Origin of the sequence: Kocuria sp. CH-021, assembly GCF_049716185.1 — a bacterium.
GTDB classification, from domain to species: domain Bacteria; phylum Actinomycetota; class Actinomycetes; order Actinomycetales; family Micrococcaceae; genus Kocuria; species Kocuria cellulosilytica.
In genome coordinates, this window is the sequence record NZ_JBNAFK010000002.1 from 12,153 (window position 1) to 24,623 (window position 12,471).

Annotated in this window: 12 protein-coding genes; 9 read left to right on the top strand and 3 right to left on the bottom strand. The window is 70.2% G+C overall.

Features of this window, described 5'->3' with window-relative positions; genetic code table 11:
* Positions 1-43 precede the first annotated feature (43 nt).
* Positions 44-1,741, top strand: a complete 1,698-nt coding sequence (locus tag ACPYN7_RS01375) for a polysaccharide biosynthesis tyrosine autokinase (protein ID WP_424346467.1) — start codon at positions 44-46, stop codon at positions 1,739-1,741.
* Positions 1,742-1,927: 186 nt separating this feature from the next.
* The gene (locus ACPYN7_RS01380) at positions 1,928-2,359 is read left to right on the top strand and encodes a hypothetical protein (protein ID WP_424346468.1); all 432 of its coding nucleotides are present in this window, start codon (positions 1,928-1,930) and stop codon (positions 2,357-2,359) included.
* 119 nt (positions 2,360-2,478) lie between these two features.
* On the opposite strand, the gene ACPYN7_RS01385 is transcribed toward ACPYN7_RS01380, so the two are convergent.
* Together ACPYN7_RS01385 and ACPYN7_RS01390 are read right to left on the bottom strand one after the other, a co-directional pair.
* On the bottom strand, positions 2,479-2,886 hold the full coding sequence (locus ACPYN7_RS01385; protein WP_424346469.1) for a VOC family protein: 408 nt from the start codon (positions 2,884-2,886) through the stop codon (positions 2,479-2,481).
* Entirely contained in the window at positions 2,883-3,176 is a 294-nt protein-coding gene (locus tag ACPYN7_RS01390; RefSeq protein ID WP_058874450.1) for an ArsR/SmtB family transcription factor, read from the bottom strand. Before ACPYN7_RS01390 ends, ACPYN7_RS01385 begins: the two co-directional genes overlap by 4 nt.
* Before the next feature lie 179 nt (positions 3,177-3,355).
* Here ACPYN7_RS01390 and ACPYN7_RS01395 point away from each other — a divergent pair, with 179 nt between their 5' ends.
* The 5 genes from ACPYN7_RS01395 to ACPYN7_RS01415 all read left to right on the top strand — a co-directional run bounded on the left by ACPYN7_RS01395 (position 3,356) and on the right by ACPYN7_RS01415 (position 8,280).
* Positions 3,356-5,758 (top strand): ATP-binding cassette domain-containing protein, encoded by a 2,403-nt coding sequence (locus ACPYN7_RS01395; protein WP_424346470.1) that lies wholly within the window; start codon positions 3,356-3,358, stop codon positions 5,756-5,758.
* 94 nt (positions 5,759-5,852) lie between these two features.
* Positions 5,853-6,248: a GntR family transcriptional regulator gene (locus ACPYN7_RS01400; protein WP_424346591.1), complete on the top strand. Its 396-nt coding sequence runs from the start codon at positions 5,853-5,855 to the stop codon at positions 6,246-6,248.
* A complete protein-coding gene (locus ACPYN7_RS01405; protein ID WP_424346471.1) occupies positions 6,245-7,165 on the top strand; it encodes an ABC transporter ATP-binding protein in 921 nt (306 codons plus the stop codon). The genes ACPYN7_RS01400 and ACPYN7_RS01405 overlap by 4 nt, the downstream gene beginning before the upstream one ends.
* Complete coding sequence (locus ACPYN7_RS01410; protein WP_424346472.1) at positions 7,162-7,902, top strand: hypothetical protein; 741 nt, start codon at positions 7,162-7,164, stop codon at positions 7,900-7,902. Before ACPYN7_RS01405 ends, ACPYN7_RS01410 begins: the two co-directional genes overlap by 4 nt.
* 135 nt (positions 7,903-8,037) lie before the next feature.
* On the top strand, positions 8,038-8,280 hold the full coding sequence (locus tag ACPYN7_RS01415; RefSeq protein ID WP_058874445.1) for a hypothetical protein: 243 nt from the start codon (positions 8,038-8,040) through the stop codon (positions 8,278-8,280).
* A gap of 101 nt (positions 8,281-8,381) precedes the next feature.
* Here ACPYN7_RS01415 and ACPYN7_RS01420 read toward each other — a convergent pair whose 3' ends face one another.
* Positions 8,382-8,993, bottom strand: coding sequence for a low molecular weight phosphatase family protein (locus tag ACPYN7_RS01420; RefSeq protein ID WP_424346473.1), 612 nt, complete (start codon positions 8,991-8,993; stop codon positions 8,382-8,384).
* A 307-nt stretch (positions 8,994-9,300) separates the two neighbouring features.
* On the opposite strand from ACPYN7_RS01420, the gene ACPYN7_RS01425 reads away from it, so the two are divergent.
* Together ACPYN7_RS01425 and ACPYN7_RS01430 are read left to right on the top strand one after the other, a co-directional pair.
* Entirely contained in the window at positions 9,301-11,193 is a 1,893-nt protein-coding gene (locus ACPYN7_RS01425) for a GH25 family lysozyme (protein WP_424346474.1), read from the top strand.
* Entirely contained in the window at positions 11,190-12,389 is a 1,200-nt protein-coding gene (locus ACPYN7_RS01430; RefSeq protein ID WP_424346475.1) for a CAP domain-containing protein, read from the top strand. Before ACPYN7_RS01425 ends, ACPYN7_RS01430 begins: the two co-directional genes overlap by 4 nt.
* Positions 12,390-12,471 lie beyond the last annotated feature (82 nt).

Below are 12,471 nucleotides of genomic sequence, written 5' to 3' on the forward strand. Positions count from 1 at the left end.
CTCCATCCATCCCCCCACCCCCGAGCCGATTCCGAGGAGAACCATGGAGCACCTTGACGCAGAGCGGGAAGCCCCCGCTCTCGATGCACGGGATCTCCTCCGGCTGGTGCGCACGCACTGGCGGGCCATCACGCTGATCACGCTGCTGTGCACGCTCCTGGCACTCGGCTGGACGCTGATACAGCCCAAGATCTACTCGGCCACCGCCTCCGGACTGGTCGTCGCGACCGGTGAGCAGGACCTGGCCAGTGCGCTCGCCGGCAACAACCTGGCGCAGTCCAAGGCCGTCTCCTACGAGTCGCTGGCCACGGCGCGACCGGTGGCCGTCACGGTGATCGAGGACCTCGAGCTCGACACGACGCCGGAGGAGCTGCTGCCGCGCATCGCCACGGACGTTCCCGTGGACACCCCGGAGCTGCGCATCACCGCCGACGCCGAAGACCCGACGGAGTCGGCCGACCTCGCCAACGCCTGGGTCGTGGCCCTGGCCGAGCAGGTGCAGGAGCTCGAGAGCCAGGGCGACGAGGACGCGATCAACCGCGTGGCCGTCCAGCCGCTCAGCAACGCCTCGCTCCCCCTCGCGCCGTCCTCGCCGAACCTCAAGCTGAACCTGGCCCTCGGCTTCGTGGGCGGGCTCGGTCTGGGCCTGCTCTACGCGTTCGCCCGGTACAAGATGGACCGCCGCATCAAGTCGGTCGAGGAGATCCGCGACGGCTTCGGCGTCGCCGTGCTCGGTGTCATCCCCACCGACGACCGGCTGGCCGACCACCGCGAGATCGTCGAGACCGGCTTCTCCGCCGGCCGCGGGCACCACGAGTTCTCCGAGGCCCTGCGCGAGCTGCGCACCAACCTCAGCTTCGTCTCGGTGGACAACCCGCCGCGGATGATTGTGGTCACCTCCTCCCTGCCGGGTGAGGGCAAGTCCTCGATCACGGCGAACCTGGCGGTGGCCATCGCCTCGACCGGGCGCAACGTCGTCGTCGTGGACGGCGACCTCCGCCGCCCGGTGATCACCGACCTCTTCGGGCTCGTGCCCGGCGTGGGTGTCACCGATGTGCTCACCGGGCAGGTGCGGGTGGACGAGGTCCTCCAGACCTACGACAAGTTCCCGAACCTGCAGGTGCTCGGCGCCGGCCGGACCGCCCCGAATCCCACGGAGTTGCTGTCCTCGAAGGCCATGCACGCCATGCTCGAGACCCTCGCCCAGGACGCCCTGGTTCTCGTGGACGCTCCCCCGCTGCTGCCGGTCACCGACGCCGCGCTGCTCACGGCCTCGGCCGACGGCGCGATCATCGTGGCCACGGCGCAGAAAACCACCACGGACGAGCTGTCCAAGGCTCTGGAGAACCTGCACCAGGTGCACGGCAACGTGCTCGGCGTGGTGCTCAACCGCGTGCCCACCACCGGTGCGGACGCAGGTTACTACGGTTACTATGGCAAATCGTATTACGCGAACTCGGACGACCAGCCGGCACCGAAGACCGGCGCCCAGCCGGCCGTGGCTGCACCGGCCGGCAAGCAGCCGTGGGGCACCGCGCCGCGCGCGGAGAGCTCCGACGCCCAGCAGTCGGCGGGGGCTTCGACCCGGAAGGAGCCGACGGCTCCGTCGGCCGAGGACGCGGCCCCCGCTCCTCGGGCGGAGCGGTCCAACGGTCAGGGCTCTGCCGAGCACGAGTCCTTCGGGCTCGAGGCGTGGGGGCAGTCCGGCTCGCACAGCGGGTCCACCTCTACCCGGAGCTGAAAGCCAGCGGTCACCGATCAGGCCACAACAGGGGCGCCTCCGGCTGGAGGCACCCCTGTTACGTGTCCGCCGGATCCGTTTCCGCACGTCGCAGGTACCGATCGGCCGTTACCAGGCCGTGCCTTGTGCGGGCAGCCGGCCGATGTCAGCGTGTCAACAGGTTCAGCCCTCGGAAGGGAAAGAACCATGAGACACACGACAAGAATTCCGTGGCGCACCTCCGGCTCCGCGTTCTTGATACTTCTGGTGGCCGCCGCGTGCGGAGCCTCAGCACGATCGGCCGATGACGTGGCCCGGCACTTGGCGCGAGGCAGCTCGGAAGTCGAAGAGGTCAGCCAAGCCATTACCCGTGCGAACGGGGGTTCAGCGCAGGTCGAGCGGAAGACAGCCGAGCAACTTAAGACCGGAGCCGGTGTCCTATCCGAGCTGATGAATGCCCACAACATCTCAGCGGGTGAAGCCTGCGACATCTACCAGCTGGGCAGCCCCTTCCTCGGCGACGATCCCCAGGTGGAAGCGCTGCTGTCCCGGATGAGGATGGACGTCGAACGCGGGGTGGCGACCAAGAAATCCATCGACCTCGCGTGCGGCATCCGGGGCGCCCTGGACGGCATTTGAGGCGCAGACCGACCGTTTCGGCACCCCGCCGACGTTACCGCCCGGCCCCCGGCTCGACCGTCCGCGGGGCACTCTTCTGCGGGAAGGCGCCCCCGTCTCGTTGCCGGCCTTGCGCCGGCTCACTGCCCGGCGGCCTCCGGGTCGGTCATCTCCGCGATCATGAGGAGGTTGCCGCACGTGTCGTCGAGGATCGCGGCGGTGACCGGGCCCATCGGCGTCGGCTCCTGCACGAAGCGCACGCCCAGGCCGACAAGCCGCTCGTACTCGGCCTGCACGTCCTCCACGCCGAAGCTGTTGAACGGAATGCCGTCGGCCACCAGCGCTTCCTTGAACGGCCGGACGGCCGGGTGCTCGGAGGGCTCCAGGAGCAGCTCCACGCCCTCCGGGGCCTGCGGTGAGACGACGGTCAGCCAGCGGTAGGTCCCGGCCGGCACGTCGGTCTTGAGCTGGAAGCCCAGCGTGGAGGTGTAGAACTCCAGGGCCTTCTGCTGGTCATCCACGAAGATGCTGGCGGTGGTGATGATCATGGCGTGTCCTTCGGCGGGGGCGGCAGGGAGTCCATCCACTGCCGCGCGGCGGTGAGCGGGGAGGTGTCCAGGTGGTGCAGCGTGGTGCGTCCCTGGACGGTGGTGGTCACCAGGCCGGCCTGGCGCAGCACGGCCAGATGCTTGGTCACGGCCTGCCGGGTCATGGCCAGGCCGTGGTCGTTGATGAGACGCACGGTGAGCTCGAAGAGGCTCTGGTCGTTGCGCGCGGCGAGCTCCTCGAGCAGGATCCGCCGCGCGGGGTGGGCCAGGGCCTGGAACAGGATGTCCACACATCCAGAATAGGCAACCTTATGGTTGCCCGTCAAGAGCCGATGTTGGGCGCAGCCGCCGGTACAGCCGGAATCGAACACGCCGCTGGCCGGAGCGGGCGTAGGCTCGAGAGCGGTCGGACCGCGCCGGACAACGTCGTCGGGAATCCTGACGGCGGCGCCCCAGGGATGGAGACACGATGAGCACGCCCCCGAGCCGGGACCCGCACGCCCCCGCACCGACTGCCGCGCCGCACGTGGCCGACAGCCACGACCTGATCCGGGTCCAGGGCGCCCGGGAGAACAACCTCCGGGACATCAGCGTGGAGCTCCCCAAGCGCCGGCTGACGGTGTTCACCGGCGTCTCCGGCTCCGGCAAGAGCTCGCTGGTGTTCGGCACGATTGCCGCGGAGTCCCAGCGGCTGATCAACGAGACCTACAGCACCTTCGTGCAGGGCTTCATGCCCACGCAGGCCCGGCCCGACGTCGACGTCCTCGACGGCCTCACCACCGCGATCATCGTGGACCAGGAGCGGATGGGCGCCAACGCCCGCTCCACGGTCGGCACTGCCACCGACGCGGACGCGATGCTGCGGATCCTCTTCAGCCGGCTCGGTCAGCCGCACATCGGCACGGCCAAGGCGTTCTCCTTCAACGTCGCCTCGATCAGCGGCGCCGGCGCCGTGACCATGGAGCGCGGCGGCAAGACCGTGAAGGAGCGGCGCAGCTTTTCCATCACCGGCGGCATGTGCCCGCGCTGCGAGGGCATGGGCCAGGTCAACGACGTCGACCTCACCCAGCTCTACGACTCCGCCAAGTCCCTCAACGAGGGCGCGCTCGCCGTTCCCGGCTACAGCACGGAGGGCTGGTACGGCCGCATCTTCAGCGGCTGCGGCTTCTTCGACCCGGACAAGCCGATCCGCGACTTCACCGAGGACGAGCTGCACGACCTGCTGCACAAGGAGCCGACCAAGATCAAGGTCGACGGCATCAACCTCACCTACGAGGGGCTGATCCCAAAGATCCAGAAGTCCTTCCTGGCCAAGGACGTGAGCGCGCTGCAGCCGCACATCCGCGCCTTCGTGGAGCGGGCCGTGACGTTCACCGCCTGCCCCGAGTGCAGCGGCACCCGGCTCAGCGAGGCCGCCAGGTCCGCCAAAATCCGTGGCATCAGCATCGCTGACGCTTGCGCGATGCAGATCAGCGACCTCGCCGCCTGGGTGCGCCAGCTGGACGAGCCGTCCGTGGCACCGCTGCTCACCGCCCTGGGCGAGACCCTCGACTCCTTCGTGGAGATCGGGCTGGGCTACCTCTCCCTCAGCCGCTCCTCGGGCACGCTCTCCGGCGGGGAGGCCCAGCGCACCAAGATGATCCGGCACCTCGGCTCCTCGCTCACCGACCTCACCTACGTCTTCGACGAGCCCACCATCGGGCTGCACCCGCACGACATCGAGCGGATGAACAACCTCCTGCTGCTCCTGCGGGACAAGGGCAACACCGTGCTGGTCGTGGAGCACAAGCCGGAGACCATCGCCATCGCCGACCACGTGGTCGACCTCGGCCCCGGCGCCGGCACGGGCGGCGGCACGGTCTGCTACGAGGGCACCGTCGGCGGTCTGCGCACCGCGGGCACCCTCACCGGGCGGCACCTGGACGACCGCGCCGCCCTGAAGCCGTCGGTGCGCGAGCCCTCCGGGGCGCTGGAGGTCCGCGGCGCCGATACGAACAACCTGCAGTCGGTCGACGTCGACATCCCGCTCGGCGTGCTGACGGTGCTGACCGGCGTGGCCGGCTCGGGCAAGAGCTCGCTGATCGCCGGTTCGGTGCTCGGCCGGGAGGGCGTGGTGTCGATCGACCAGGCCGCCATCCGCGGCTCCCGGCGCAGCAACCCGGCGACGTACACGGGACTGCTGGACCCGATCCGCAAGGCCTTCGCCAAGGCCAACGGCGTGAAGCCGGCGCTGTTCAGCGCCAACTCGGAGGGCGCGTGCCCCGCCTGCAACGGTGCCGGCGTCATCTACACCGACCTGGCGATGATGGCCGGCGTGGCCACCACGTGCGAGGAGTGCGAGGGCCGCCGGTTCCAGGCCGCGGTGCTCGAGCACACCCTGGGCGGGCGCAACATCGCCGAGGTGCTCGCGATGCCGGTCGAGGAGGCCGAGGAGTTCTTCGGCGCCGGCGAGGCGCGCACCCCCGCCGCGCACGCGATCCTGCACCGGCTCGCCGACGTGGGACTGGGCTACCTCAGCCTGGGCCAGCCGCTGACCACGCTCTCCGGCGGCGAGCGCCAGCGACTCAAGCTGGCCACGCACCTCGGTAAGAAGGGCGGCGTCTACGTCCTCGACGAACCGACTACCGGCCTGCACCTGGCCGACGTCCAACAGCTGCTGGGCCTGCTCGACCGGCTGGTGGACTCCGGCAAGTCGGTCATCGTGATCGAGCACCACCAAGCGGTCATGGCCCACGCGGACCGGATCATCGACCTCGGCCCCGGCGCCGGCCACGACGGCGGCCGGATCGTCTTCGAGGGCACCCCCGCCGCGCTCGTCGCCGCCCGTTCGACCCTCACCGGCGAGCATCTCGCCGCCTACGTGGGTGCCTGAGCGCAACATGTCCGCGTCTTCGGAGAACCCTTGACCCTTCACTGCTCCTGCGGTGTACTAGTTGAGTAACTAACCGAGCAACTCGGAGGTCGTGGTGGTCGACGAAGGCAGGCCCCTCTTCGTGCAGATCGCCGAACAGGTCGAGGACTCGATCGTGGACGGCAGCCTCGCCGAGGAGGCGCAGGCCCCGTCCACCACCGAGCTCGCCGCCTTCTACCGCATCAACCCGGCCACCGCCGCGAAGGGCATCAACATGCTCGTCGGCAAGGGAGTGCTCCAGAAGCGCCGGGGCATCGGGATGTTCGTGGCCCCCGGCGCCCGCGAGCTCCTGCTCGAGGAGCGCCGCAACGCCTTCGCCCACCGCTACGTGCACCCGCTGCTCGCCGAGGCGCGCAAGATCGGGCTCGGACCCGACGACGTCGCCGATCTCGTCCGAGCCGGTGCCGCCGGCACCGCACCACAGGCCACACCAGATCGAAGGACACCATGAACCCCGTGATCCAGGTCCGGAACCTCACGAAGCGCTACAAGGACAAGGTCGCCCTCGACGACGTGAGCTTCGACGTCGAGCAGGACACGATCTACGGCCTGCTGGGGCGCAACGGCGCCGGCAAGACGACCGCGATGTCGATCCTCACGGCCCAGAACCTCCCCACCAGCGGTGACGTGCGCGTGTTCGGCGAGAACCCCTACGAGAACGCCCGGGTGCTCAGCCGGATGTGCTTCGTGCGCGAGAGCCAGAAGTATCCCGACGACGCAACCCCGCGGCACGCCTTCACCTCGGCGCGGCTGTTCTTCCCGCGGTGGGACCAGCAGCTCGCCGACGAGCTCGTCGAGGAGTTCCAGCTGCCCGTGAAGCGCACCATCAAGAAGCTCTCGCGCGGGCAGCTCTCCGCCGTCGGCGTCATCATCGGTCTTGCCTCCCGCGCGGAGATCACCTTCTTCGACGAGCCGTACCTCGGCCTCGACGCCGTCGCGCGGCAAGTCTTCTACGACCAGCTCCTGGCGGACTACGCGGAGCACCCTCGGACGGTGCTGCTCTCGAGCCACCTCATCGACGAGGTCGCGAACCTCCTCGAGCGGGTGCTCGTGATCGACGAGGGCCGGATCATCATGGACGAGTCCACCGACGACGCCCGCGCCCAGGCCACGAACGTCGTCGGCGAGGCGTCCGCGGTGGAGGACGCCGTGCGCGGCCGCGAGGTCATCCACCGCGAGAGCCTCGGCCGCGTCGCCTCTGTCACGTTCCTCGGCCGCCTCGACGAGACCGAGCGCGACGCGCTCACCGCGGCAGGACTCGAGCTTGCGCCCGTCTCGCTGCAGCAGCTCATCGTGCGCCGCACGCAGCGGCGCTCTCCCGGTCACGACGTCTCCGCCGCGGCCACCCAGGAAGGAGCACTCCGATGACCGCCCTCGATGCCGGCAGCGTGACCCGCCCCGCCGCAGTGCGCCACCGCACCCTCAACGTGGTGCGCCTGCAGTTCGTGAACACGCAGACGTTCGTCTGGGTGCCGGCTCTCGTGCTCGGCGGCGCGTGGGTGATCACGCTGCTCATCTACTGGATCATCCAGAGCGCGGGCGGTGTGGACGTCAAGATCGGTGGAGGCTCGCAGGCACCGCTGTGGTACTTCCTCGTGGTCGGCGTCCAGGCCATGACCCTGACCTTCCCGTTTTCGCAGGCGATGAGCCTGACGCGGCGGGAGTTCTACGTCGGCTCCCTGGCGGCCGCCGCGGTGAGCGGCCTCGGGATGTCGCTGATCTTCGTGCTGCTCGGACTGGTCGAGCAGGCCACCGACGGGTACGGCCTGAACGGGTACTTCGCCTACCTCGAGTGGGTGTGGGAGGCGGGACCGCTCGCGGCCGGCCTGACGTACTTCGTCTCGACGATGCTGTTCTTCATCATCGGCTTCTGGTTCGCGACGATCTTCAAGCGCTTCGGCACGGCCAAGCTCGTGATCGTCATGCTCGCGATCGGCCTGGCCCTCGTGGGGCTCATCGCCCTGGTGAGCCTGCGGCAGGCTTGGCCGGAGGTGGGGGCGTGGATCCTCGAGACGGGCTCCCTGGGCCTGACGATGTGGGCCGTGCTGGTGAGCGCCCTGCTCGCGGTCGGCTCCTACCTCACGCTGCGCAGGATGCCCGCCTGACGGGCGTGCGCCCATCGAGGTCGCGACCAGTGATGTCAAGCTTACCTTGACACCTCGAGGGGATCGGGCATCCTGGGGACCTGGACATCTGCTCCGGCCGAAGTTCTACGACTACTTGAGATGAGGTGGAATTCCATGGACATCACCACCGCGCACGACCGCACCGGACTGGATGAGCTCGAGGTGTCGTCACACCCTGCGCGCGACGCTGTGCATTTCCGGCGCATTCTGGCCGCTCGGCAGCACATCGCCGAGGCGGAACAGGAGCTGCGCGAGGCGGTGAAGGCGGCCCGCGAGGCCGGTGACTCCTGGGCCGTGATCGGCGCTGCTCTCGACACCACTCGCCAGGCTGCCCAGCAGAGGTTCGGCCAGGGCTGACCGCTCGCGCGACGCACTCCGCCGTCGCACAGCTCAGCGATCCGTCATGCACACCACGCGGCGGGACAACTCCCTCAGGGCAGAACTGACCTGAGGGAGGACTACCCTGCCGTCGTCGCCCGCTCCGCGTAGCGGCGCTCGAAGGCGAGGATCGCGTCCGTGGCCTCGAACAGCTCGTCCGCCATCTGCTGGAGCACCGCCTCCTCCTGGCGGTAGGGGTCGATCACGTCGTTGCGCTCGGGGTGGCGCACCGGCACCCGCTGTCGCAGCCGCGGCGCCTGCTGGACCAGCCACGCCCAGCGCTCGGCGCGGTCCGCCGGCACAGCGCGGTCCAGCTCCGGGTCGGTGGAGAGGTACTGCAGGATCCGGGCGAACTCCCGCAGGGTGAAGACCTTCTTCAGCAGTCGCGGGGACTGCTGGAGCACCAGCTGGGTGTGCTCGCGGGCCATCACGAGCACCAGGTCCACGTCCCGGAGCACGTCCGGGGTGACCTGCCGGGCCTTGTGCGCGGCGGCGGCCTCCAGGCCGCGGTCCCGGGCCAGCTGGCCGACCCGCTCCTCGAAGCCCTCGTCCACCAGCGCGTGCATCCCGGCGCTCGTCACCTCGAAGCCGCCGGGTGAGATCTCGTTGAGGCCGTGGTCGAGCTCGACCGCCGCCATGGGCGAGCGGCACACGTTGCCCGTGCAGACCGTCAGGATGCGCGTGGGGGCCATGGTTCTCCTCTGGGGGGGGTCGAGTCCGGTTCATCGTATCCGGGGGACCGCCCTGAGCAGGGCGTTTCCCCGCCCACCGGCACCGCGCCGCGGGTGCGAGCTGGAAGGCGGCGAGCCCGCCGTCGTCGTTCCCGGGTCCGAATGACTACGCGCAGAGGTGTACGGGTGCGTAACACGGCCCATCGTTATTGATTATTTATGCAAACGCACCTTTATACTCGACCTGGCTCCAGAGGATCTTCCCCCCATCCCCATGGCCTTGCACGAGTCGTTCCCCCAACGATCCATGCGAGATAGGCGTTCCAGCGTGAAAGCACCCCCCCGACTGACGCTGCCCGCTGCCCTCACGGCGGCGGTGCTGGCCATCACCACACTCACCCCGGTCGCGGCCCTGGAAGAGGCCGCCACCAGCTCATCGACCACCCTCTCCGAGGAGCGGCAGGGCAACCTGGTCTCCAAGGTCGTGGAGTCCGACGGCGAGGTCGTCTCCACCCTCGTGGACGGGACCACCGGCGAGGCCGTCCTCCCCGACCCGGAGCGCGCCGGCACGCAGCCGGCCCCCGGCGACCCCCACGGCGGCGCCGTGATGGGGCAGTGGGCCAAATCCGACCAGCACTTCGAGCAGCTCGCCGCGAGCTCCGCCCGCACCGCGGAGGAGCTCTCCGGGACCGCCGACGACGACGCCGGCACGGGCGCCGGCGCCGGCTCCGATGCCGGTGACGCCGCGGAGGAGGCGGGCGCGGGGGTCGCGTCCGCGTCCTCCCTCGGCGCCGCCGCCTCCTGGGCCCCCAGCGGCATCAAGGGCACGGACGTCTCCAACTGGCAGCCGTCCCTGAACTGGACGAGCCTGTGGAACCAGGGCTCCCGCTTCGCCTACGTGAAGTCCTCCGAGGGGGACAGCATCCGCAACAGCCTGTTCACCCAGCAGTACGCCGGGGCGGGGGCCGTGGGCATGTACCGCGGCGGCTACCACTTCGCGATCCCCACCCGGGACTCCTCCGGCGCCAAGCAGGCGGACTACTTCCTGGCCAACGGCGGCGGCTGGTCCGCGGACGGCCGGACCCTGCCCGGCCTGCTGGACATCGAGAACAACCCGTACCCCTCCCTGTACGGCAACGCCTGCTACGGCTTCTCCCCGTCCGAGATGGTCGGCTGGATCCGGGACTTCTCCGACCGGTACAAGTCCCGCACCGGGCGGCTGCCGGCCATCTACACGAACTACTACTGGTGGCGGGACTGCACGGGCAACTCCAGCGCGTTCAACGACCACCCCATGCACATCGCCGCCTACGAGACCGCGGCCCCCATCGTGCCCAGCGCGTGGTCCACCTACGACTTCTGGCAGTACACCGACGCCGGGTTCACCGAGCAGATCGACGCCAACGTCTACCGCGGCAGCTCCGCGCAGCTGCGGGACCTGGCACGCAACGCCTACTACAAGCCGCTCGGCGGGCGGACCCCGTCCGGCGCCCCGGCCGCCCCCACCGAGGTGGCTCCGGCCGGCTACGTGGTCAAGGGCGCCATCGGCAACCAGTACCGGGCCCTCGGCGGCTCCTCCGTGTTCGGCACCCCCACCGGCAACGAGCGCGGCGGCCTGCTCCACGGCGGCGTCCTGCAGGGCTTCTCCAAGAAGCACACCTTCTACTGGACGCCCTCCACCGGGGCCTGGCCGGTGAACTTCAACGGGGCCATCGGCCGCAAGTTCGCCGCGAACCGCTGGGAGAACGGCTACGGCTACCCCACCACCCGTGAGGTCGGCGGGCTCGTCAACGGCGGCGCCTACCAGGTGTTCCGCAAGGGCAGCGCCGTGACCAAGGTGCTGTGGAGCCCGGCCACCGGCGCCGTGCCGGTCCGGGAGACCAGCGGGATCGGCAGGCTGTGGAAGCGCGCCGGCCACGAGCGCGGCTACGGCTACCCCGTCACCTCCGAGCGCGGCGGGCTCCTCTACGGCGGCGCCTACCAGGTGTTCCGCAACGGCAGCAAGGTCTACCGGATCGTCTGGAGCTCCGCCTCCGGCGCCCACGCGGTGCAGGAGAACGGCGCGATCGGCCGCGAGTGGATCGCCGCCGGCTCCGAGCGCGGCTACGGCTACCCCACAACCAACGAGTACCGGTACGGCTCCGAGATCCGCCAGCGGTTCTCCAAGAACTTCACCGTGCACTACTCGACCACCACGAAGAGGACCTGGGTGACCCGATGAGCCCCGCCAAGCACCGCGCCCCGGCGCGCACCCGCACCCCCGGCCCGCTGACGCTGACCGCCGCCGCCCTGGCCCTGGCGGTCCCCGCCACCGGGATGCTGACCGCGGCCCCCGCGGCCGCGGCGAGCTCGGACATCGTCACGGTCTCCTCGAGCACCCGCTCGGCGGACGCCCAGCAGCTGCTCGAGCTGATCAACGCCCACCGCAAGGCCAAGGACCTCGCCCCGGTGAAGTACTCCGCGACGGTCTCGGGCATCGCCCAGGGCGAGTCCGACCGCCTGGTCCGCCAGGAGGTCATCAACCACACGACCACGTTCATGACGGATCCCCGGGCCGCGGGCTGGAACGCCGTGGGCGAGATCCACGCGGTCTCGTGGCAGGGCAAGGTGGCCGACCTGATGACGTGGTGGAAGAACTCGAAGGCGCACAACAAGGTGCTCACCGACCCGGACATGACCGTCATCGGGATCGGCCTGACCTATGCGGACGGCTCGCTGGCCGGGAGCAAGGAGGGCTGGCGCCTGGTCGGCACGGTCGCCTCCTACGGCTACCCGGCGGGCAAGGGGCCCACGGACGTCCGCACCACGGTGGGCACGGCCCCGGCACCGGCACCGGCCCCCGCGCCGGCGCCGAAGCCCACTCCCCCGCCGACCACCGCGCCGATCACCTCGGCCGGCTACGAGGTGCGCGGCGGGATCGGCCGCCAGTACCACGCCCTGGGCGGGGCGCCCGTGTTCGGCGCCCCCACGGGCAACGAGCGCGGTGGGCTGCTCTACGGCGGCGTCCTGCAGGGGTTCGCCAACAAGCACACCTTCTACTGGAGCTCCGGCACCGGGGCGTGGCCCGTGAACTTCAACGGCGCCATCGGCCGCAAGTTCGCCGCCCACCGCTGGGAGAACGGCTTCGGCTACCCCACCACCCGCGAGATCACCGGGCTCACCGGCGGCGGCGCCTACCAGGTCTTCCGCAAGGGCAACGCCGTGCACAAGGTGCTGTGGAGCCCCCGCACCGGGGCGAAGGTCGTGAAGGAGTCCGGCGCGATCGGCCAGCGGTGGAAGGCCGCCGGCGCGGAGCGCGGCTACGGCTACCCGGTCACCGACGAGTACCGGTACGGCTCGGAGGTCCGTCAGCGGTTCTCCAACGGCTACACCGTGCACTGGTCCTCGATCACCAAGCGGAACTGGGTCACCCGCTGACCCTTTCCCACCCGGACGACGACGCAGCCCCTCACCGCACGGTGAGGGGCTGCGTCGTCGTCGGCCGTGGCCCGGGACCGGG